This window comes from Aeromonas sp. A35_P (assembly GCF_002259925.1).
In the GTDB taxonomy this organism is placed as follows: Bacteria; Pseudomonadota; Gammaproteobacteria; order Enterobacterales; family Aeromonadaceae; genus Aeromonas; species Aeromonas dhakensis.
The window spans coordinates 1-22,013 of the sequence record NZ_NEVB01000199.1 but is presented as its reverse complement, the minus strand read 5'-3'; the positions used below and the strand labels follow the sequence as shown (position 1 = coordinate 22,013).

Below are 22,013 nucleotides of genomic sequence, written 5' to 3'. Positions count from 1 at the left end.
TGTTTGTAATCAGGAGGCTCATGTATGTCTATACGCTCCGGTTCCTGCGCTGCTCTTCACCTTGCTGACGACCTCTCGCGACAGTTCGAAAACAGGTTCTAGGAAGCCGTTCAAAGAGCAACAAAAAGCCGGGCACTTGCCCGGCTCTCTTTTTTATAGGGTTGGTGCGCCTTAGCGCTGGAACGGGTAGACGGAGCCCAGTTTCAGGATCTGGGTCAGCTCATCCAGCGCGGTGCGGGACTCCATGACCAGGGCCGGGTCGCGCAGGTCGTCCAGCGCCAGGCTGTCGCGGTAGTGTTTCTCCACCCAGGCGTCCAGGCGGGCAAACTGGCCGTCGTTGATGAGGCAGGCCGGGTTGACTGCGGCGAGCTCGGTGTCGTTCATGGCGACCCGCAGTCGCAGACAGGCGGGGCCGCCGCCGTTCTTCATGCTCTGCTTCACGTCCATGTAGTGCACCCCCTTGATCGGGGTCCCCAGGGTCACCAGCTTGGCCAGATAGGCTGACACCGCCGGGTTGTCGCGGCACTCGGTGGGGGCGATGATCGCCATCTCGCCGGACGGCAGGGTCAGGATCTGGGTGTTGAACAGATAGGATTTCACCGCATCCTGCACCGACACCTCGGCAGTGGGCACCTCGATAAAGTGCAGCTCGCCGTCACCGAACTTGGTGCGCACCTCGGCTAGCGCCGATGCGGTGTTGAGAAACGCCTGCTGGTGGAAGAACAGCACGTTCTGGTTGCCCACCGCGATCACGTCGTTGTGGAAGACCCCCTGATCGATCACGTCCGGGTTCTGCTGGATGAAGACGGCGCTCTCGTCCCCCAGGCCGTGCAGGCGGGCGATGGCCTGGCTTGCTTCCAGGGTCTGGCGGGCCGGGTAGCGTTTGGGGGCGGGCTGGGAGACATCGAAGGCGCTGCGGCCGTAGACGAACAGTTCGACCCCGGACTCGCCATAGGCGCGGCACAGCCGGGTGTGGTTGGCGGCACCTTCGTCACCGAAGTGGTCGTTCTCCGGCAGGTGCTGATGGTGGTAGAAGTGGCGGTCGTTGTTGAACACGGCGCGCAGGATGCGACCGGTCACCTCGGGCTCGAGGGAGCGGTGAAACTTGTTGGTCAGGTTGGCGGGGGTAAAGTGGATGCGGCCATCCTGGGTATCGGCACTGGGGGAGACGGTGGCGGCGTTGGCGGTCCACATGCTGGAGGCCGAGTAGCAGGCGGCCAGCACGGCGGGCGCCTGTTTGGCGGCCTGGGCCAAGACGCTTGCATCGTTGCCGGTGAAGCCGAGGCGACGTAGGGTGGCGAGATCCGGTCGTTCCTGCGGGGCCAGTACCCCCTGCACCATGCCGAGGTCGGTCAAGGCCTTCATCTTGCGCAGCCCCTGCTTGGCGGCCTCCTTTGGATTGGACGCTTCCTTGGCATTGTTCTGGGAGGCGACGTTGCCATAGGACAAGCCGGCATAGTTGTGGGTCGGGCCGACCAGGCCGTCGAAGTTGACCTCGAAGTGCTTCATTGAGTACATCCTTTCGATTTTTATATGGGTAGCGGTTCCTTCCGCGCACAATGCTGCGGGATGCAGCCATTATAAGGAGATTTTGTCTTTTGTAACAAGCTGATAACGAAACTGGTTTGTTATGTTACAAGAGCGGTTGGTTATGTCGTTTCCAATATAAAAAGAGGGTGGATATAGCATAAAAATAAAAAAGCGGTTGCTTCCCGCGGCTCGGCTTCGCATTAATAAATAAAGAAGCAAGGTGGTTCGGGCTGCTGGGCAAATTTGCTCACAAGATTGCTTTTTCCCGTCAAATCTCTTATACAGCCCCACAAAACCGCACACCAACCCCGTCGGGTGCAATGAGGATAATAGTTACAGCATGGGCAAATCACTGGTCATAGTGGAGTCTCCGGCCAAGGCCAAGACCATCAACAAATATTTGGGCAAGGACTACGTGGTGAAATCCAGCGTTGGTCACGTGCGCGATCTGCCGACCAGCGGCAGCGCCAGCAACGAGCCCAAAAAACCTGTCATTCGCGGCATCAAGCTGAGCGAATCAGAAAAGGCTGCCAAGGAGCGCAATGCCCTGTTCTCACGGATGGGGATCAATCCGACCGCAGGCTGGCAGGCCAACTACCAGATTTTGCCCGGCAAGGAAAAAGTGGTCAGCGAGTTGCAGAGTCTGGCCGAGAAGGCCGACACCATCTATCTCGCAACCGACTTGGATAGAGAGGGGGAAGCGATCGCCTGGCACCTGCGCGAGATCATCGGCGGTGACGACAGCCGCTACAAGCGCGTGGTGTTCAACGAGATCACCAAGACCGCCATCCAGGAGGCGTTCGCCCAGCCGTCCGAGCTGAACATTCACCGCGTCAATGCCCAGCAGGCCCGTCGTTTCCTCGACCGGGTGGTGGGTTACATGGTCTCCCCGCTGCTCTGGAAGAAGCTGGCTCGCGGCCTCTCCGCCGGCCGGGTACAGTCCGTCGCGGTGCGCCTCATCGTCGACAAGGAGCGCGAAATCAAGGCGTTCGTGCCAGTGGAGTTCTGGGATCTCAACGCCGACCTGCTGACCGGTGATAACGCCGATCTGCGGATGGAAGTGGTCAGCCGCAACGGCGCCGACTTCAAGCCGGTGACCCAGGCCGAGACCTTCGCCGCCGTGGCCGCCCTGGAAGGGGTCGACTACAAGGTGGTGAACCGGGAAGACAAGCCGACCGGCTCCAAGCCGTCCGCCCCCTTCATCACTTCTACCCTGCAGCAGGCAGCCTCCACCAGGCTGAGCTTCGGGGTCAAGAAGACCATGATGATGGCCCAGCGCCTCTATGAAGCGGGTTACATCACCTATATGCGTACCGACTCCACCAACCTCAGCAAAGAGGCGGTCGAGGCGGTGCGGGAATACATCGGCGAGCAGTATGGCGCCGCCTACCTGCCGAGCGATCCGAATTTGTATGGCGCCAAGGCCAATGCCCAGGAGGCCCACGAGGCGATCCGCCCCTCCAGCGTGCTGGTGACGGCCGAGATGCTGGAAGGGATGGAGCCCGACGCCATGCGGCTCTATGACCTCATCTGGCGTCAGTTTGTCGCCTGTCAGATGACGCCGGCCCAGTACGACTCCTCCACCCTGACCGTCAAGGCGGGCGAGTTCGAGCTCAAGGCGCGCGGCCGCACCCTGCGCTTCGCCGGTTGGACCAAGGCGCTGCCGCCGATGGGCCGCAAGGGCGAAGACAGCCAGTTGCCGGCGGTGACCGTCGGCGAGGTGCTCAAACTGGTCAAGCTGGATCCGCGCCAGCACTTCACCAAGCCGCCCGCCCGCTTCACCGAAGCGGCGCTGGTGCGCGAGCTGGAAAAGCGCGGCATCGGCCGCCCATCCACCTACGCCTCCATCATCTCCACCATCGTCGACCGTGGTTATGTGCGGGTCGAGAGCCGCCGTTTCTTCGCCGAGAAGATGGGTGAGATCGTCACCGACCGGCTGGTGGAGAACTTCGTCGAGCTGATGAACTACGAGTTCACCGCCAAGATGGAAGACAAGCTCGACGGCATCGCCGAGGGGAGCCTGGAGTGGAAGAAGGTGCTGGATGCCTTCTACGCCGAGTTCACCCAGGAGCTGGAAAAAGCGGATCTGCCGGTGGAAGAGGGGGGCATGCGTGCCAACCAGATGGTGCTGACCGACATCGACTGCCCGGATTGCGGCCGCAAGATGGGCATTCGTACCGCCACCACCGGGGTCTTCCTCGGCTGCTCCGGCTACGCCTTGCCGCCCAAAGAGCGCTGCAAGAAGACCATCAACCTGGTCTCCGCCGACGAGTTCGTCTCCGCCACCGACGGTGACGAGGCCGAGACCGAGGCGCTGCGCGCCAAGCACCGCTGCGGCGTGTGCGGCACCGCCATGGATGCCTACATCATCGACGACAGCCGCAAGCTGCACGTCTGCGGCCGCAACCCGGATTGCGACGGCTACGAAATTGAAAAAGGCCAGTTCAAGCTCAAGGGCTACGAAGGGCCGAGCATCGAGTGTGACCGCTGTGGCTCCGAGATGCAGCTCAAGAACGGCCGCTTCGGCAAGTACATGGGTTGCACCAATGACACCTGCAAGAACACCCGCAAGATCCTGAAAAACGGTGATATTGCGCCGCCGAAGGAAGATCCGGTGCCGCTGCCGGAGCTGAAATGCACCCAGTCCGACGCTCACTTCGTGCTGCGTGACGGGGCCGCCGGCCTGTTCCTGGCCGCCAGCAACTTCCCCAAGTCGCGCGAGACTCGTGCGCCGCTGGTGGAAGAGCTCAAGCGCTTCAAGGAGCGCCTGTCGCCCAAGCACCAGTACCTGGCCGATGCCCCGGCGTCAGATCCTGACGGAAACGCCGCCGTCGTGCGCTTCAGTCGCAAGACCAAGGAGCAGTACGTGATGACCGAGGTCAACGGCAAGGCGACCGGCTGGACGGCGCACTACGACAACGGCAAGTGGCAGGAGAGCCTGGCCAAGTCGAAGAAGGCGTGATTGCGCACAACTCCACACTATGTTGAAAGAGGCCCCTCGCAGGGGCCTTTTTGTTTGCGGATGGCGGTATACTGAAACCGCTGCAAGGATGGCAGCGCTGGACACGGAGGTTGTGATGGAGATTAACGAGATCCGGCCGGGAATGACCTGTCTGACCCGGGAAGGAACCGCCTATGTGCTGGAAGTGGACAAGCAGAGTCTGCTGGTGCTGCTGCAACGGGAGTACGAAACCATCCCGGTGCAGGTGCGCAGTGACGAGATCCTGGCCCCCATCACCCGGTGAGGCGGGTCGCCATCGTCAGAAGGGCAGAAGAAACAGCAGCTCGGCGAGGTCGGGCTGCCACTGCCACTCCTTCATCCTGACCCGCCCGCCAATCACGGGCACCCCCTCTTCCTGCAGCAATCCCGCCTGTTTGTCGAAGCCTGTCGACCCCTTGGGCAGCGATATGGTGCCCGCTGCGCCCAGCACCCTGTGCCATGGCAGCACCTTGTCGGTCTCCCTCAGCACCTTGCCCACCAGCCTGGCCCGGCCGGGCAGCCCCGCCAGATCCGCCACCTGGCCATAGCTCACCACACGGCCGGCCGGGATCAGGGCGAGGATTGCCTCGATACGGGCAACCTTGTTCTGTGGGGTTGGGGTCGATTCCGTTCTCATGAAGTTGACTCGTCAAAAACGACAGAAGCGCCATTGTGGCGCTTCTGTCGGGTGGCTGGCAAATGTGTCAGCCGAAGGTCTGGCTGAGCCCCTTGAGCTGCCTGGCCCGCTCCAGCAGCTCCTGACTGGAGTCGTCGACCTCCTGCATCTTCTGGCTGTTGGCGTGGGAGTACTCGGAGATCTGGTGGATGCTGCGGCTGATATCCTCCACCACCGTCTGCTGCTGCTCGGCGGCGGCGGCGATCTGGGTGGAGAACTCGGTCACCAGCTCGATCTCCTGCAGCACGGTATGCAGGCTGCTGGAGCCCTGACGGGTCATCTCGGCGCACTCGCGGGTCTGCTGCAGGTTCTCCTGCATCATCCCCTTCCAGCGGCCCAGGGTGTGCTGGATCTGCTGGATGCTGCCCTGGATCTGCTCGGTCGCCTTGTGGGTGCGGGTCGACAGGGTACGCACCTCGTCGGCCACTACTGCAAAGCCGCGCCCCTGTTCGCCAGCCCGGGCCGCCTCGATGGCGGCGTTCAGCGCCAGCAGGTTGGTCTGGTCGGCGATGCCCTGGATCTCTCCCATCACACTGCCGATCCGCTCCGATTCGCTGGCGAGCTCCACCGCCGAGTTGAAGGCGAGCTCCGCCTGTCTGGCGAGCTGCTCGATGCGCTGCTCGGTCTGGGCCAGCTGCTTGTCCGTGTGCTGGCAGCGGCTGCGGGCCTCGCTCACCTGACCGTTGGAGTCCTGAATGTTGCGCGCAATCTCGTGGGCCGTGCTGGCCATCTGGGTCATGGCGGCGGCCATCTGCTGGGTCTGGGCATCCTGTTCGTTGATATCGAGGCAGGCCTGATGGGAGGCCTGTTTCAGGTTGCTGGCCAGGGCCTGCAGCGGGTTGGTCGCATCGTTGACCCGGCCCAGCACGGTGCGGATGCGGGCCTGCAGCATCTTGATGTGAAAGTCGGCGATGGCGCCGGGGCCGTCACCTGAGTAGACCAGCCGGGTCAGGCTGTCGTATTCGCGGCCCAGCTGCTGCAGATAGAGCGGCAGGGCGAAGAGCTCGCGCCAGTAGGCACCGCCGATAAGCAGCAGGGGCAGCAGCATCAGCAGGGCGGTCATGGCTCCCTGGCTGGCGAAAGCCCAGCCCATCAGGCCGAGCAGCAGCAGGGCAATGGCCGGTGCGCGCACCCTGGCAAGGGAGGGGAGGCGGCTGCCGGTGCCACGCTCTGCCTTGAGCAGGGCCTGGTAAGCCTGGCCGGCGATGCGCTTGAGCTGGGGATCGGGCTTGCAGCGCACCGACTGGTAGCCGCTGATCCGGCTGCCCTCGTAGATGGGGGTCACATAGGCATCGACCCAGTAGTAGCGACCATCCTTGCAGCGGTTCTTCACCATGCCGCGCCAGGGCTTGCCCTCCTTGAGGCGGGCCCAGAGATCGGCGAAGGCGGCCTTGGGCATGTCGGGATGGCGCACCAGGTTGTGGTTGTGGCCGACCAGTTCGTCGACCGAATAGCCGGCGATGCGGCAGAAGGCGGGGTTGGCGTAGGTGATCACCCCGCGCAGATCCGTGGTGGAGACCAGTTGTTCGTCGGCAGGAAACTCCACTTCGCTGTCCAGGGTATGGACGTCTCTGCGGGCCATAGGAATACGCTCCGATGTTCTAGTTGATAACTTTGTCGTTGTTATTGTGGCAGATCTGGAGGTGGTCGCAGGCTCGCGCCAGCGGGCGGCAGACCGGCTTCATAGGGGGCTGAATTTTGCCAACAATGGCGGATGAATGGTAGGGGCAAGTTGATGTTTTGTTGGTTGATCGTAAAAAAAAGGCGGCCATCGGGCCGCCAAGGAAAAAAGATAACACTACCTCTGTGGTACCCGGTAACGCACCTGGAGCTGGTCGAGGATCTGCAGCTGGCCCGGCAGACGGGCGGCGAAGTGCTCCCACCCCTTGCGGGCGGGAGCACTCCAGGCCACCTCGGCGGTCGCCAGCATGCGCGGGAACAACATATAGTCGAGACGATCGCGAGAGGTGATCAGTTCCGACCACAAGGGGCTCAGCACCCCCAGGATGTTATCGTTGGCATGGAAATCGGCTGGGGCCGGGTCACACGCGTAGACCTGCGCCAGATTGAGGGTGCCCGCCCAGTAGAGGCCGGGTTCATGGATGTCCTGACTCCAGGCAAGGTCCAGATAGAGGTGCTGGGCCGGCGCCATCACCACCGGATAACCCGCAGCGGCCGCGTCGAGCCCGGCCTGGAAGCTGGTCCAGGCGAAGATGGTGGCGTCCCGGCTCACCTTGTCACCGTGCAAAATCTCCTCCCAGCCCAGCATCCGCTTGCCCTTGCCGGCCAGGTACTGCTGGCAGTGGCGCAGCAGGTGACCCTGCAGCTCGCGGCAATCCTGATACCCCTGTTGCGCCATCAGTTGCTGGCAGGCTGGGCTGTCGGTCCAGACCCCGCTGGGCACCTCGTCCCCCCCCATGTGCACCAGTGGCCCCGGGAACAGATCGCACACCTCGTCCATCACGGCTTCCAGGAATTGATAGGTACCGGGCAGGGCCGGGTTGAGCACGTTGTCGTCAAAATATTGCACCGACAGGTAGCGTGAGCGGTCGGCTTCCTCCACCAGCAGCTCGGGCAGCGCCTTGATGGCGGCGTGGCAGTGACCGGGAATGTCTATTTCCGGGATGATGGTGATGCCGAGCCCGCTGGCATAGGCCACCAGCTCGCGCACCTCGCTCTGGGTGTAGTAGCCGCCATAGGGCTCGGGGCCGCCGCTCAGCTGGGGTCCCACCGGCAGGGCGTGACCGCGCCAGGCGGCCAGCTCGGTCAGCTGGGGGAAGGCCTTGATCTCGAGCCGCCACCCCTCGTCATCGGTCAGGTGCCAGTGGAAGCGGTTGAACTTGTAGAGGCTCATCAGCTTGAGCAGGCGCTTGAGGGTGGGCAGGGAGTGAAAGTGGCGGGCACAGTCGAGAAAGATGCCGCGAAAACCGAAGCGCGGCGCGTCGCTGAGCTCGATGCAGGGCAGGCTCTCGCCGTGCTGCAGATACCACTGGGCCAGGCTGACGAGGCCGTGGCGCCAACCTGCCTCGCCGGCGGCGGCAATCACTATCTCCTCCGGGGTGATGGTGAGCCGGTAGGCCTCCGGGCCCAGACCGCTTTCAACCAGCCGGATCTCGGCGTCGTGATCCTGCGCCAGCGCGAGCCCGGTCAGCTCGTTGAAGTGGGCCAGCAGCGGGCCGAGCAGGGGGCTTGGGCCGCTGACGTGGGCGCGCTCCGCCAGCCGGAAGTTGCCCTCCAGCAACAACAAGCGATCCGGCTGGGGCACTATGCCGGCGAGGGGTTCCACCTCGGGCAGATCCGGCGCCGCAGTGGCGGATTGCACCAGGCCCAGCTCCTCGCTGGTCAGCTCCACCGGCATCAGCTGGGGGCCGCTGCTGGCCTGGGGCAGGCTCAGGAAGAAGCCGCGTGGCATGTCGGAGAGGCGCTTGATGGGGGTGCTGCGACAGCAGAAGCGCAGCTCGCTGGCCCCCGTTTGCGGGATCAAGACCTTGTAGCTGCCGCTCTGGCGCTCAAGCTCCCCTCCCTCTACCGAGCCGGGGTCGATGTGACGGGCCAGGCAGAAGTGGAGCTTCCAGGGGGCATCTGGCAGCTGGCTCAGGCTGAAACGAAACCAGACGTCGTCACCATCGCGTCGGTCTACCTGGGTGTGGATCAGGGGTGCGGACATGAAAACTCCTTCGGTTGCACGAGCAGGGGGCCGGCCACCCTGGTGAAGGCGGCTGGCGATGGTTGAGGGGAGGGCGTGCCGGTGTAGTCCCGGTACGCCCGGTTCAGGAGTGCAGGCATGGCAGCGCTTCCGTCTTGGCAAACAGGATGGCCCCCTCCAGCGCGTCGGCGCCGGGGCTGACCAGCGGCAGGTGCGCCAGACGGGGGCGAGGCGCATGCCGATGCCGCCGAGCAGGGCAATCCGGTCGGCGCCCAGCTGGCGCATCCCCTCCAGCAGGATGGCCAGCTGCTGGCAGGTCTCCTCCAGCAGCTGGCAGGCGAGTTCGTCGCCGTCGCTGGCGGCATCGAACACCCAGGGGGCGAAGCGGCCGTAGTCGGCGGGGATGGCGCGGGCGGCCCAGCGTACCACCTCGGCCTGATCCCGCTTGAAGTGATCGAGCAGGCGGATGGCCAGGGTGCTGGGGGGCAGGATGCCGTCGTGGCAGAGCAGGGATTGCTGGATGGCGCGCAACCCCAGCCAGGCGCCGCTGCCCAGATCCGAGATGGGAAAGCCGCGGCCGGAGCAGGTGTGCAGCTGGCCGTGGCGATAGATAAGCCCGGCCGAGCCGGTGCCGGCGATCAGGATGGCCCCCTCCTCGCCGCCAAAGGCGCCCAGACAGGCGCCGAAGGCGTCGGAGGTGAGCCGCACGCTCGCAAACGGGAAGGGCATGGTCAGCATGGCGTGATAGCAGTCGGCCAGCTCGGCGGAGGCGAGCGCCAGCCCGACCCCCATCCGTTGCTGGGCATCCTCAGCCAGTCCGGCCTCGAGGCGGGCCTGCTCGATGGCGGCCAGCACGTTGCCGTGGGCGATCTCGATGCCAAGCTCCAGGTTGGAGCCGGCGGCGCGCCCCTCGCCGAGCAGCTTGCCGGCCCGATCGCGAATGCGGGCGCGGGTGTGGGTGCCGCCGCCATCCACCCCGACCCAGTACTCAATCATGGGAGCCTCCCTGCGCGCTCTGCCAGCTGATGGCGAGGGTGAACCAGGCTGGCTGTATGGAGGATCCACGGCTCTCCCCGGTGCCAATGATGCTCGAGTCTCTCTCAATCATGGGAACCTCCGAGGGCGCTCTGCCAGCTGATGGCCAGGGCAAACCAGGCGGCGTGCGGGATCCATTGCTCACCCCAGCGCCAGTTCTGATCCAGCCGATCCTTGTAGGCCTCGGGGATAAAGGCCACCTCGTTTTCGTCATCAAACCCTGAAGTGATGCCGTTGCAGATCCCCCCCAGCGCATTGGGATAGCCGGCGGTGTAGGCGGGGTGTTGCTGCCATGACCCGCCAGCATGCAGGCGTTGAAGGGATTCTGCCCCAGGATCCAGTCGAGCTGGTGCTGGCCGAAGGTGCGCAGCAAGCTGCTCTGGTGCGGCAGCTGGGCCGCGGCGGCAAACGCCATGGCCGCCAGCGACGCCAGCCGTGCGTTCTCCCCCTGCCACCAGTAGCCCGACTCGTTGTGGTGGGGCATAAAGAAGCTGACGCGGGGCGCTTCACCAACCCCTTTCACATACTGGCGGGCGAGGGCAAACGGGTTGCCGGGGCGGGCGCAGAGCGCCAGCTCGGCGGCCAGCGCCTGTTCGATCACCCTCTGCACCGCGTTCTTGCGCTCCCAATCCGGCTCGATCCCCACGTATTCCAGCAGCGCCAGCACCGGCAGGCCCGCCTCGGCGGCGTGGTAGTAGGGGCGCGAGCCCTCCTCGTTGGCCGTCCAATAGTGGCCTAGCTCAGGGTGAGGGCACTGGCGGGCGCAGAGCTTGCCGGCCCGCACTCTGGCCTCTGTCAGCCACTCTGGGCCCAGGGTGCGGGTCAGCTCGACCGCCGCCAGCAGGGCGCAGTAGTCGTCGATGATGTTCTCGACCCCGTCGTCCAGATAGGCAAGGTTGTGCTCACGCAGGTGCAGGTAGCCGCGGCGGGCCGCCTCGGCGTAGCCGCTGGCATCAAAGTCGCCGCTGACGCTCTCGCGAGCGGCGCGGGCCAGGGCGGCGATGGCCATACCGCCCCCTTGTCGAAAACCGGCCTGCCAGTGGGCGGACTTGAGCCCCTGCTGGGTGGCGTAGGCGCACAGCTCGCGCTGCTCGGGATCCTTGCTCCACTTGTCGAACAGGGTCATGTAGAAGAAGCCCGACTCATCCTGCATCCGGCAGAGAAAATCGGCGCCGTGCAGCGCCTCGTCGTTGAGCCGCTTGCAGAGGTTCACTCCGTCGATGTCGCGGCGCGGTGCCAAGAGCTCCCGGCATTTGAGCAGGGCCCAGACCACCATGGGGGTCTGCTGGGGGTTGAGGTAGTTGGCGTAGGAGAGGTGGCTCAGGTATTTGCTCATGTCGCCGCTGGCATCGAACCAGCCGCCGTGTACGTCCCGGCGCAGGTCGGTGCCAAACAGACGGGCGCTGCGGTCGGCCCGATCGAAGGCGCCGCTGGCGCGCTGTCCCTTGAAGTAGTGGATGACGTCGGAGAGGCAGCGGCTGGCCAGCAGATCGGGGCCGATGGCAAAGCGGGTAGAGCGGACAATGCCTTGGGCGGTGATCGCCTCCAGCCGATAGTGGCCTGGCTCTTGGAATGCCGAGAAGTCGGCGCGCCAGTAAGCGCGGCCCTGCCAGCCTGGGACGCTGCCGGCCGCTTGCAACGGGGTTTCAAACAGGATCTGGCCATCACCCTGGCGTTGCAGCCTGACATAGCCGCCGAGATCATGGGCGGGGGTGGCTTGCAGCAGGGCGATCTTCTCCCCATCGCACGGGTAACCCACCTGATTGATCAAGAGTTCCATCGAGGTATTACTCCTGTGGTTCACCGACAGGCGGTGAGGCACATCACGGGGCCATGGCCGCCCCGTATCGAGGCATGGCCGGACAGCGCTGTCCGGCCGGTTCAAGGCTCACCCTCACTCGTAGAGGTAGCAGCGTACGAAGTGGTTGTCGGCAAGCTTGCTGACGGGGGGCAGGGTCTCCTTGCAGCGCGGCATCACCTGATTGCAGCGCCCGGCGAAGGGGCAACCGCAGGACTCCGGCGTCCAGAGCGGGATCTCCCCCTTGCGGCCCCCCTCCAGCTCGGCGTGGATGCTCTTCTCGGGGTCGGGCACCGCCGAGATGAGCAGCTGGGTGTAGGGGTGCTGGGGGTGGTGCAGGATCTCGTCCACCTCACCCCACTCCACCATGTGGCCCACGTACATCACCGCCAGATCCTCGGCCACGTAGCGGGCGGTGGCGATGTCGTGGGTGATGTAGAGCATGGAGACCCCGAGCTCATCCTTCATCTGCTCCATCAGGTTGAGGATGCCGATGCGAATGGAGACGTCGAGCATGGAGGTGGGCTCGTCCGCCAGCACCACTTCCGCCTCCACCGCCAGGTTGCGGGCGATGTTGACCCGCTGGCGCTGACCGCCGGAGAGCTGGTGCGGGTACTTGGCCGCGGTCGCCTTGGCGGGAGTGAGCCCCACCTTCTCAAGGAGGCCATAGACCATGTCGGGCAGATCACGCTTGTCGATCACCTTGCTGTGCAGCAGCAGGGGGCGGGCGATGTGGTGGTAGATGGTGTGGGTCGGGTTCAGCGAACCGAACGGATCTTGCCACACCATCTGCACGCTTTGGCGGTAGTCGAGCAGGGCGGTGCCCTTGTTGAACTCCTCCAGGTCGCGGCCACGATAGAGGATGCGACCACCGGAGAGCTTGTACATCTTGGCGATGATCTTGGCGATGGTGCTCTTGCCGGAGCCGGACTCTCCCACCACCGCCAGGGCGCGGCCCCAGTGCAGGTTGAAGGTGATGTCCGAGAGGGCCCGCATCTTGCCGCTCTTGATGGCGTTGGAGTTGACGGGGAAGTCCTTGTAGAGGTGCTGGACTTCGATGATGGGGGCGTCGGTTTTGGCGATTTGCATGACAGACATCCTTAACAGCCAGCGGCCTTGTCCAGATAGATCAGGGGATCTTGTTGCTCATCCTGCGCCTCATAGAGGTGACAGGCGGTTTGTTGGCCGGGGCGGATCTCGGCGAGCTTGGTGTATTGCTGACGGCAGCGCTCGTGCACCCTGGCGCAGCGGGCCTGAAAGCGGCAGCCCACCGGCACCTCCACCAGTTCACCGGCGTACATGATGCCGATGCGATCGCAGAACTCGACCATCAAGGAGAGGTCGTGGGTGATGAAGAGGATGGAGAAGTTGAACTTCTCTTTGAGCGCATAGACCTTCTGCAGGATCTCCCGTTGCACCACCACGTCGAGCGCCGTGGTCGGCTCGTCCATGATGAGCAGCTCGGGATTGAGCGCCATGGCGATGGCGATCACCAGCCGTTGGCGCATGCCGCCGGAGAACTGGTGCGGGTAGTCCTTGAGCCGGCTCGGGTGGATGTCGACGATGGCGAGCAACTCCTGGGCGCGCTTGATCGCCTCATAGCGGGTGAGCCCCGGGTTGTGGGCCAGCAGCACGTCGCAGAACTGCTCCTCCATGCGCAGCACGGGGTTGAGCGCGTTCATGGCGGACTGGAACACCACCGACACCTGTTGCCAGCGGTAGCTGCGCAGCCGCTCGTCGCCGTAGTGGAGGATGTTCTCCCCCTTGAACAGGATCTCGCCGCCGCTGATGTAGGCGGGCGGCTTGTGCAGCCGCGCTACCGAGAAGGCGACGGTGGACTTGCCGCAGCCCGACTCGCCGGCCAGGCCGAACACTTCACCGGGGGCGATGTCGAAACTGACCGAGTTGACGGCGCGCACGTCGCCGTTTTCGGTGATGTAGTCGACGCAGAGGTTGCGTACCGACAGCAGGGGTTGTTGCGATCTCATGCTGTCTTCTCCTGTACGGCCGGCACCGGCGTGGTGACGGGGGCGGCGAGTTTCTTCCAGCGATTGAGCCCCTTGTGGGAGCGCAGCTGCGGGTTGGCGATTTCGTCGATGGCAAAGTTGAGCAGGGCCAGACCGGCACCGAGCGTTGCGATGGCGAAGCAGGGGGCCAGGATTTCCCACCAGGCGCCGACCAGGATAGCGCTGGAGGTCTGGGCGTTGTAGAGCATGATGCCCCAGCTCACGACTGTGGGGTCGCCAAGGCCCAGGAACTCCAGGGTCGCCTCGGTGACGATGGCGTAGATGATGGAGCCGATGAAGCTCACCCCGATGATGGAGATGAGGTTCGGCAATATCTCCACCAGGATGATGCGCTAGGCCGGCTCCCCCAGCACCTCGGCGGCGATGACGAACTCTTTCTCCCGCAGGGCCAGGGTCTGGGCGCGGATGACCCGCGCGCCATAGGCCCAGGAGGTAAAGCCTATGATGAGGGCGATCACCGCCGGTGACGCCTCCCCGATGAAGCTGGCCAGCACCAGCAATAGAGGGAGGTTGGGGATCACCAGCACCACGTTCATCAGGAAGGTGAGGCACTCGTCCACCAGGCCGCCGAAGTAGCCGGCGGTGATGCCGATGGCGACGGCGAGGGCGCACACCAGCAGGCCCGCACTGAAGCCCACCATCAGGGAGATGCGGGCGCCGTTGGTGAACTGGGCCCAGATGTCGTGGCCCATGCGGGTGGTGCCCATCACGAACTCGGTGCTGGGGGGCTGGTGGGGGCGGGCCACCCGTTTGGTCGGTTCGTTGCCGGCCAGAATGGGGGCGAACAGAGCCATCAGCACGAAGCTGACCACGATGAAGAGGCCGCAGGCGGCCTTCTTGTTGCCCAGCAGGATTTTCAGAATAGTCGGCATGCGCATCTTATTTGCCTCCGGTACGCAGACGGGGATCCAGGAAGACGTAGAGCACGTCGGCCAGGAAGTTGAAGCTGAGCATGGTGATGGTCATGATGAGCAGCTGCCCCTGAATGAGCGGGTAGTCGCGGGCCAGAATGCCCTGATAGAGGGTCAGGCCCAGGCCGGGATAATTGAAGATCACCTCGGTGATGAGGGATCCGCCGATGACGAAACCGAGCGCCATGGAGAGGGCTGTGACGCTCGGCAGGATGGCGTTGCGGGCGCCGTAGTTGAAGATCACCCGGTTGCTGGAGAGCCCCTTGGCCTTGGCCATGGTGATGTAGTCCTCGCCGAGCAGGTTGATCATGTTGTTGCGCATGGTGATGAGAAAGCCCCCCACTTGCACCATGGCCAGGGTGCCCACCGGCATGATGGCGTGGGTCAGGATGCTCTTGATGTGCTCCCAGCCCCAGTCGGGGGTGATCTCCGGGCTGTAGGCGTAGCCGATGGGCAGCCACTCCAGGCTCACCCCGAACAGGAAGAGTGCCAGCAGCGAGATGACCACAGGCGGAATGGCCTGCATCACCAGGGTGAGCGGGGAGAGGATGCTGTCGAGGCGACCGCCCCGGTGCCAGGCGGCGAAGATGCCGACGATGGAACCGATGGAGAAGCTCAGAATGGTGGAGGTGCCCACAAGAAACAGGGTCCAGCCGATGGCGCGGCCGAGCACGTCGGCGACCGGTTGGGGGTAGTAGCGCACCGAGGTGCCGAGATCCCAGGTGAAGACGCTCTTCACATAGGTGAGAAACTGGGTGCCGATGGGGCCGTCCACGAAACCGAAGGTGGCCTTCAGGGCCTCCAGCGCGGCGGGTTCCATCATGGCGCCGGCCCGGGCAAACATGACGGAGACGGGGTCCCCCGGCATGGCTCTGGGCAGCAGGAAGTTGATGGTGGCGGCCACCAGAAAGGCGACCAGATAGAAGGAAAAGCGTCTCAGTATGAATCCCATGATGATACCTTTTACTGCTGGTCCGCCCCGCGCCGGGCATAGTTACCCCAACCCCGGCATAGCCGGGAGATAAGGGAAATAGGCGGGGAAGAGGGCCCCCCGCAGGGGGCCGGGATTGATTAGCTGTTCGGCTTGAGTGACAACACGTGCAGCAGACGCTCCGGGGTGTCCGGGTGAACCTGCGGCTTGGCGACCGGGTTGTCGGCACTGAACCAGCCGTGGAAACGCTTGGTGCTGTATTCGTACCAGGTCGGGTTGTTGAACACCGGGATGATGGTCTGGTTGGCACCGACCCTGTCCTGGATCTCGAACATGATCTCCTTCTGCTTGGCGGCATCGGCGGTCTGGGTAAAATCGTCGATCAGCTTGTCCAGCGCCGGATCCTTGTAGCGGGGGGCCGCGAAGCGGTTGCCGCGCTCACCCATGTTGCGGGAGTGGAAGGCGGTCTCGAAGTACTTGTGGGGGTTGGCACCGGCAAAGTAACCCTGCAGGGCGACGTCGAAGTCACCGGTGATGAGGTTTTCGGTCCAGACGGTGGCTTCCGGGGTGGCTGTCTTGGCGTTCAGGCCCAGTGCCTGCAACCCTTCCACGCCGATCTGGGCGGTGTTGACCCAGTCGGTCCAGCCGTTCGGTACCAGCACCTTGAACTCGATCTTCTGGCAGGTGGGGGTGTCGAGGAACTTGTCGCCGTCACAATCCTTGTAGCCGGCCTGTTTCAGCAGGGCCTTGGCCCCTTCCAGATCGAACTTGTTGTACTTGCCGTACTTCTTGTCCACTTCCGGGTTGTTCCAGGAGTCGAACGCCTTGCCGAGTCCTGACGGGTACTCGTTGACGGTCGGGTAGCCGTAGCCCGCGATGTCCACCATGGACTGGCGGTCCATTGCCATGGAGAAGGCGCGGCGGAAGTTGACGTCGTTGAAGGCTTCGTGGTTGCCCGGTTTCTTGGCCTGGAAGTTGACGTTGAACGCCACGGTGCCGGAGGCCGGGAACCAGTATTTGTTGTTCTTGGGATCGTTGCCGACGTAGAGACGCTCGATGTCCGGCACGAAGGAGCCGAACCAGTCCACGTCACCCTTCATCACCGCGGCCAATACCTGGTCGTTGGTGGCCATCTGCGGCATGCGCAGGCAGTCGATGGAGAGGTTGGCGTTGTCCCAGTAGTGCGGGTTGCGGCACTGGGTGTAGAGCTGGGCGGAGAAGTTGTCCACTTCGGTGAAGGGACCGGTGCCGACCGGCTTGTCGTTGGTGAAGGCGACCGGGTCTTTCACCGATTTCCACTGATGCTCAGGCACGATGGGCACCAGCACCAGGTCGTTCACCACGTTGGTGTTGACGTCGGTCAGGTCGAACTTGATCTTGTTGGGAGCCAGCTTCTCGACGCTCTTGATCTGGGTCCAGATTGAGCGCTCGTCCAGCGCCTTGTTGGCCTTGACCAGATTGAAGGAGAAGAGGACGTCATCGGCGGTAAAGGGCTGACCGTCCGACCACTTCACTCCGTCACGCAGATCGAAGGTGACGGACTTGAGGTCCTTGCTGAACTCGAAGTGGGTGGCCAGACGATAGACGGGCTTGCCGCCCTGCATATCGTTGAAGATCACCAGGGGTTCATAGATGAAGTGACGGGTGGTGTGCAGCAGGCCCGCCTGCAGGAAGGGGTTGAAGTTCTTGACCCACGCGGTTTCCTGTTGTGCGACCAGGGTCAGCACCGTCTTGTTGTCGGCCGCCATGGCGTTGCCGGCAGCGCCGGCAAGCATCATGGTGCCCAGCATTACAGCAGTAGAGATTTTGGATACTTTGGCAAGCATATTATTTCCTTTCTTATTTATATTCCTTGTTTGGATTTGAGCACCGACTTCGCATGCTGGGGAGGTCGGCCCTCAATGTTGGCCAGGTTTTTCACCCTTGTAGTTGTGTCATCCAACGTCCCTAGCAAAGCAGAGTTAACAGGAAAACAACAACTGTTCAGATCGTCGATATCGTAAAAATCGGCGCCATCACGTCAATTTCGTCAAAATGGCTTTTAATTCGATTTAAATCATAAGGTTATGTTAATTGCTTTGGCGTAATAAGTCCCTGTCAATCGACCTGCCATGACAATTGTGTGAATTGGATCGGCTCCCGTTTTGACGTATGGCGAAGGCTTAATTCTGCACAAAAAAAAACCGCCCTGCCAAGTGTGAGCCAGGGCTCAGATTGGAGATGGGGGCGGGATGGGGTCAGCTCTTGCGGGTGGCGAGCTGGCGCAGGGTCTGGGCGCTGTGGTGCAGTTGCTGGCGCTGGGCCTCGTTGAGCGGGCCGTGGTTGAGCACGTATTCGGCGGTGGCGACCACCGTCTTCCAGCGCGGCGCCTTGGGCAGGGTATCCAGGCTCAGGTACTTGTCGAGGGTGCGGGTCTGCGGGCTGGAGCGGTCCATGTAGACCCGCCACAGCTTGCTCTTCTCGGCCAGCACTATCTTGCCCTTGCCGGTGCTCTGCTGCCAGGCATCCAGGGTGAGCCGCATGGTGTCCACCAGGGCGCGGCGCAATGGCTCGTCATCCTGCTGGCGGATGAGGTCGTCGGCGAGCGAGCGGAACTCCCCCCCCAGCCGGCTCAGCTCGCCCAGCAGCTGGCCATCCTCGATGATGGCCTGGCGTGACAGGCTCTTGAGGGCGTTCTCCAGCGCCATCACCCGGTTCTCGTCCGGCCGCGACTCGGTACTGAGGGCCAGCGCATAGGCGGCCTGCCCACCCAGACTGATGGGCAGGGCGCGGGCGTTGAGCTCGTCCCGCTGGCCCGCCACCAGAAATGCCAGCGACTGCTCCTGGCCCAGCAGGCGGGCAAGCACCCGGGAGGCAAACAGCACAGTGCCCTGGTCATCGATGAACACCATGGGGTCGGCCCCCTCGCCGAGCAGGGCCAGCAGCCGCTGCTGATCCTGATGCAGTTGCTCCTGCAGTACCAGCCGGTGCTCTATCTCCTGCTTGAGCAGGCGGTTCTCCACCAGAGAGGCGCGCCCGGCGCTCGCCTCCAGCAGGGCCTTGACCCGGGCGAACAGCTCCTCCTTGCAGAAGGGTTTGACCAGGTAGTCGTTGGCGCCGGCGTTGAAGCCCTCCTCGATCTCCTTGGGCTGGTTGAGGGCGGTGAGCAGCAGTACCGGCAGCTTCTCCTTGGGATGCTGCTCGCGCAGCCGGCGGCAGACGTCGAAGCCGGAGAGGGTGGGCATCATCACGTCCAGCAGGATGAGGTCGACCGGCTCCTGGGCCAGCTTGGCCAGCGCATCGTGGCCGTCGCTGCTGGGCAGGATGCGATAGCCGCAGGGCTGCAGCAGGTGGCGCAGTATGTGCAAATTGATGGGCTCGTCGTCCACCACCAGGATGAGGGGGGCATCCTCGGGCGGCGGGGGGAGGTCATCGCTCTCCCACTCCGGCAGGGCGAGCGGCTGCTGGCGCATCAACTGATGCTCGATCTGGCGGCTGTCGAGGGTCAGGCTGCCGGCCTTGCCGCTGGCGAGCGGCAGGGTGAAGGCGAAGGTGGAGCCGACGCTTGGCTCGCTCTCCACGAACAGCTCTCCCCCCATCAGGTGTACCAGCTGGCGGGTGATGGAGAGGCCGAGGCCGGCCCCCTGCTTGCTCACTTCCGGGCTCATCTGCACCAGCGGCTCGAAGATGTGCTCCAGATGATCCGGGGCGATACCTATGCCTGTGTCGGTCACCCGGATGCGCAGGAAGTTGCCCTCCACCAGGGCGCTCAACACCACCTTGCCCTGGGGGGTGTACTTGATGGCGTTGCCCACCAGGTTGTAGAGCACCTGTTCGAGCCGCTGTTCGTCCGCCAGCACCGGCGGCAGCTCGGCCGGGGTTTTGTCCACCAGGGTGAGCGGCTTGGCCTGCACCAGGTGCTGGCAGAGATCCAGCACCAGCCGGATGACCCCCTTGGAGGAGACCGGCTGGGGGTGGATCTCCAGCTGGCCGTAGCGCATCTGGTGGTAGTCCAGCAGATCGTCCACCAGCCGCGCCAGGCCGTCGGCACTCTTGATGATGAGCCCCAGCTGTTTTTGCTGCCCTTCGGTCAAGTCCTGCTGGCTGGCGAGCATGGACTCGGCCATCCCCTTGATGCCGTGGATGGGGGTACGCAGCTCGTGGGAGGTGTTGGCCAGCAGCTCATCCTTGAGCTTGTCCGCCTGCTGCAGGCTGAGGTTCTGCTTGTGGGTCAGCTTGACCTGCTGCTGCAGCTCCTGGGTCTGGCGCTCGATGAGCTCGATCTTGTCCTTCACCGAGCGCTGCATGTGGCGAAACGCCTGGGCGAGCCGGTCGATGTCGTCATCGGTGCGGGCGATGGCGATGGGGTGATCCAGAGCGCCATCGGCCACCTGCTCGGCGGCGGCGGTGAGGGAGCGCAGCGGCGCCGTGATGGAGTGGGAGAGCCAGCGGGAGAAGAGGATCAGCAGCAGCAGGGAGCCGGCCCCCAGCAGGATCACCAGGGTTTCCAGCTGGCGGATGGGGCGATAGGCCTCGCTGGTGGAGATCTCGGCGATGAAGGCCCACTCGGTGTCGAACACCTTCACCTGGGTGTAGGCGGCCAGCACCTCGTCCTCGTGGTAGGAGCGAAACAGCCCGACCCCCTGCTCGCCGGAGAGCGCCTTGACCACCAGCGGGGTCTGTAGCGGCCGGAAGTTGGGGCTAAAGCTGTTCTCCACGCTGAACTCGGGCGCCAGCCAGGCGTTGGCGCGCATCCGCTTGTCCGGGCCGATGAGGATGGTCTCGCCGGTCGCACCGAGCCCCTCCCGCTCCGCCATGATCTGGTTGAGCTTGTCCGGCAGCAGCTCGAAGATCACCACGCCACGCACATAGTCGTACTGCATCACGGGGGCGGCCATGTAAGCGACCACCTGGCCGGTCAGCTCGTTGCGGCCAAAATCGGTGAACTCGAAGATCTGCTGCGGCTTCTGGCCGCCGTCGAGGCGCCGTTTGATCTTGGCGAAGGTCTGGCCCAGACCACTCGATTGGTAGGGGCCGGAGAGCAGGTTGGTGGCGAAGTTGGCGCGCTTGGTGACCGAATAGACCACGTCACCGTTGAGGTCGATCAGGAAGATGTCGCTGTAGTTGGACTTGCGCACCATGTCGGCGTAGCCGCGATGAAAGCGCTGATGCACCCGGCCATACATCTCGTCCGCCAGGATCAGGGCACTGATGGATGGTTCGATGTCGGAGGTATTGTCAGGTTTTTGCAGCTGATCCCAGGAGCCCGGTACATAGCGGGCCTGGGCGCGGGCGCGGGCCTCCTGCGGCGTGGTGCCGAGTTTTTCGAAGGCGCCGGTGAAGCCGTAGAAGCGACCGATACTGTTGCCAGCAAAATCCTGCTGGGAGAAGTTGATGATCTGTTCTTTGAGGTTGCCGAAGTAATCTTCCAGCTGGCTCTTCTTGATGTTGCGAACGGAAACCAGATGGTTGGAGGTCTGGGTGGTGAGATCCTTGCCGTGGCTATAGAGGAAAAACAGGGTGACAACCAGGAAGGGCACCATGGCCAGCATAAAAAATGCCAGCATCAGCTGCGGCCTGAGTCCACGAGGCTTGAAGATCCATTTCATCGGGAGATTTTCAATTGAGAATCCGGTTACTAACCGCCGCAAGTCTCTGATTAAAGGCTAATCATTTCAATGACTTTATCTTGAATTCGCCTGCTGGGTCACAGCCTGGCGCGTTTTTTTTGGGCAAGCCGTCTAAACCCTGAGCAAACAGCACGAGAAAGGGCTAAAAGTGAGAAAAAAGGGTTGTGCCTCTGCTCGGGGTACGTATAATGCGCCTCGTTGTCAGGCAACTGGCACGCAGGCAGTAATGCGGGAATAGCTCAGTTGGTAGAGCACGACCTTGCCAAGGTCGGGGTCGCGAGTTCGAGTCTCGTTTCCCGCTCCAATTCTCCATGGCACCAACCATGGACATCACTCTCAAGGCAATGCCTTGTCAGCATGGCGCGTTAGCAAAGCGGTTATGCAGCGGATTGCAAATCCGTTTAGTCCGGTTCGACTCCGGAACGTGCCTCCATCTTCTCCCTGTTTGAATTTTCCGATACAGACCGTCTCGTGCGGTGTCTTGTCGTATCAGTATCCCTGCTGCAACAACAGCTGTTCGCAACCCTGTTGTTGCCACTCTCGCTCCAGATAACGATTGATCTGGGCCAGATCCTGTCCCCGATACTGAAACTGTGTTTCGGCCGAATGCTCGGTCACATCCGTCATCCTCTGCTTGAGCTGACCGCACTGCCACAGGCTGACGGTGGGGGCCCCCTTGTAGGCCAGGGTGATGCTGTCGGCCCGGTTGAGCTGCCAGTCCTGCCATTCCGACCAGATCAGCAGGCCCAGGATCCCTATGATCGCCATTTCTGCGGGTTTCATCGCCTTGACTCCATGTTGACTACCAACTCATTAAATCTGGTCAAACGTGGCCGCTTTGCCAGCTTTTGTTGCCTGTAAGTTAATAGA

Annotated in this window: 12 protein-coding genes, 2 tRNA genes and 2 pseudogenes; 4 read left to right on the top strand and 12 right to left on the bottom strand. The window is 63.3% G+C overall.

All coding sequences use genetic code 11. The features are described 5' to 3' along the window. Positions 1–171: 171 nt before the first annotated feature. Complete coding sequence (gene astB / locus CAK78_RS14095) at positions 172–1,509, bottom strand: N-succinylarginine dihydrolase (protein ID WP_005303281.1); 1,338 nt, start codon at positions 1,507–1,509, stop codon at positions 172–174. A gap of 361 nt (positions 1,510–1,870) precedes the next feature. Here astB and topA point away from each other — a divergent pair, with 361 nt between their 5' ends. Both topA and CAK78_RS22860 read left to right on the top strand, forming a co-directional pair. After that, positions 1,871–4,492 (top strand): type I DNA topoisomerase, encoded by a 2,622-nt coding sequence (gene topA / locus CAK78_RS14090; protein WP_094697669.1) that lies wholly within the window; start codon positions 1,871–1,873, stop codon positions 4,490–4,492. 115 nt (positions 4,493–4,607) lie between these two features. Beyond that, positions 4,608–4,775 carry a hypothetical protein gene (locus tag CAK78_RS22860; RefSeq protein WP_005303277.1) on the top strand — a complete coding sequence of 56 codons (168 nt, stop codon included), beginning with the start codon at positions 4,608–4,610 and terminating at the stop codon, positions 4,773–4,775. 15 nt (positions 4,776–4,790) lie between these two features. On the opposite strand, the gene CAK78_RS14080 is transcribed toward CAK78_RS22860, so the two are convergent. The 10 genes and pseudogenes from CAK78_RS14080 to CAK78_RS14030 all read right to left on the bottom strand — a co-directional run bounded on the left by CAK78_RS14080 (position 4,791) and on the right by CAK78_RS14030 (position 21,122). Beyond that, positions 4,791–5,147, bottom strand: a complete 357-nt coding sequence (locus tag CAK78_RS14080) for an MGMT family protein (protein WP_010633261.1) — start codon at positions 5,145–5,147, stop codon at positions 4,791–4,793. A gap of 67 nt (positions 5,148–5,214) precedes the next feature. Next, entirely contained in the window at positions 5,215–6,768 is a 1,554-nt protein-coding gene (locus tag CAK78_RS14075) for a methyl-accepting chemotaxis protein (RefSeq protein ID WP_094697667.1), read from the bottom strand. A gap of 216 nt (positions 6,769–6,984) precedes the next feature. After that, positions 6,985–9,828 (bottom strand): family 20 glycosylhydrolase, encoded by a 2,844-nt coding sequence (locus CAK78_RS14070; RefSeq protein WP_369597528.1) that lies wholly within the window; start codon positions 9,826–9,828, stop codon positions 6,985–6,987. Positions 9,829–9,932: 104 nt separating this feature from the next. Further along, positions 9,933–11,647, bottom strand: a pseudogene (locus CAK78_RS14060) (glycoside hydrolase family 9 protein). Positions 11,648–11,761: 114 nt separating this feature from the next. Beyond that, a complete protein-coding gene (locus tag CAK78_RS14055) occupies positions 11,762–12,754 on the bottom strand; it encodes an ABC transporter ATP-binding protein (RefSeq protein WP_094697665.1) in 993 nt (330 codons plus the stop codon). A gap of 11 nt (positions 12,755–12,765) precedes the next feature. Continuing rightward, positions 12,766–13,653, bottom strand: coding sequence for an ABC transporter ATP-binding protein (locus CAK78_RS14050; protein WP_094697664.1), 888 nt, complete (start codon positions 13,651–13,653; stop codon positions 12,766–12,768). Continuing rightward, positions 13,650–14,570: pseudogene (locus CAK78_RS14045) on the bottom strand (ABC transporter permease). The gene CAK78_RS14050 and the pseudogene CAK78_RS14045 overlap by 4 nt, the downstream one beginning before the upstream one ends. A gap of 1 nt (position 14,571) precedes the next feature. Continuing rightward, on the bottom strand, positions 14,572–15,555 hold the full coding sequence (locus CAK78_RS14040) for an ABC transporter permease (RefSeq protein WP_005303257.1): 984 nt from the start codon (positions 15,553–15,555) through the stop codon (positions 14,572–14,574). A gap of 119 nt (positions 15,556–15,674) precedes the next feature. Beyond that, the gene (locus CAK78_RS14035; protein ID WP_005303255.1) at positions 15,675–17,360 is read right to left on the bottom strand and encodes an ABC transporter substrate-binding protein; all 1,686 of its coding nucleotides are present in this window, start codon (positions 17,358–17,360) and stop codon (positions 15,675–15,677) included. A 411-nt stretch (positions 17,361–17,771) separates the two neighbouring features. Further along, positions 17,772–21,122 (bottom strand): hybrid sensor histidine kinase/response regulator, encoded by a 3,351-nt coding sequence (locus CAK78_RS14030; protein WP_176452794.1) that lies wholly within the window; start codon positions 21,120–21,122, stop codon positions 17,772–17,774. Positions 21,123–21,371: 249 nt separating this feature from the next. Between CAK78_RS14030 and CAK78_RS14025 the strand changes: the two genes are divergently transcribed. Both CAK78_RS14025 and CAK78_RS14020 read left to right on the top strand, forming a co-directional pair. After that, positions 21,372–21,447 (top strand) — tRNA-Gly (locus tag CAK78_RS14025). 55 nt (positions 21,448–21,502) lie between these two features. Then, a tRNA-Cys gene (locus tag CAK78_RS14020) sits at positions 21,503–21,576 on the top strand. Between the two features lie 56 nt (positions 21,577–21,632). Here the strand turns inward: CAK78_RS14020 and CAK78_RS14015 are convergent. Beyond that, the gene (locus CAK78_RS14015) at positions 21,633–21,926 is read right to left on the bottom strand and encodes a hypothetical protein (protein ID WP_094697662.1); all 294 of its coding nucleotides are present in this window, start codon (positions 21,924–21,926) and stop codon (positions 21,633–21,635) included. Positions 21,927–22,013: the final 87 nt, after the last annotated feature.

What these genes read in the sequence shown, in the direction of transcription:
- astB (WP_005303281.1), bottom strand. Translation starts at nt 1,509, where the DNA reads ATGAAGCACTTCGAGGTCAACTTCGACGGCCTGGTCGGCCCGACCCAC.
- topA (WP_094697669.1), top strand. Translation starts at nt 1,871, where the DNA reads ATGGGCAAATCACTGGTCATAGTGGAGTCTCCGGCCAAGGCCAAGACC.
- CAK78_RS22860 (WP_005303277.1), top strand. Translation starts at nt 4,608, where the DNA reads ATGGAGATTAACGAGATCCGGCCGGGAATGACCTGTCTGACCCGGGAA.
- CAK78_RS14080 (WP_010633261.1), bottom strand. Translation starts at nt 5,147, where the DNA reads ATGAGAACGGAATCGACCCCAACCCCACAGAACAAGGTTGCCCGTATC.
- CAK78_RS14075 (WP_094697667.1), bottom strand. Translation starts at nt 6,768, where the DNA reads ATGGCCCGCAGAGACGTCCATACCCTGGACAGCGAAGTGGAGTTTCCT.
- CAK78_RS14070 (WP_369597528.1), bottom strand. Translation starts at nt 9,828, where the DNA reads ATGATTGAGTACTGGGTCGGGGTGGATGGCGGCGGCACCCACACCCGC.
- CAK78_RS14055 (WP_094697665.1), bottom strand. Translation starts at nt 12,754, where the DNA reads ATGCAAATCGCCAAAACCGACGCCCCCATCATCGAAGTCCAGCACCTC.
- CAK78_RS14050 (WP_094697664.1), bottom strand. Translation starts at nt 13,653, where the DNA reads ATGAGATCGCAACAACCCCTGCTGTCGGTACGCAACCTCTGCGTCGAC.
- CAK78_RS14040 (WP_005303257.1), bottom strand. Translation starts at nt 15,555, where the DNA reads ATGGGATTCATACTGAGACGCTTTTCCTTCTATCTGGTCGCCTTTCTG.
- CAK78_RS14035 (WP_005303255.1), bottom strand. Translation starts at nt 17,360, where the DNA reads ATGCTTGCCAAAGTATCCAAAATCTCTACTGCTGTAATGCTGGGCACC.
- CAK78_RS14030 (WP_176452794.1), bottom strand. Translation starts at nt 21,122, where the DNA reads ATGAAATGGATCTTCAAGCCTCGTGGACTCAGGCCGCAGCTGATGCTG.
- CAK78_RS14015 (WP_094697662.1), bottom strand. Translation starts at nt 21,926, where the DNA reads ATGAAACCCGCAGAAATGGCGATCATAGGGATCCTGGGCCTGCTGATC.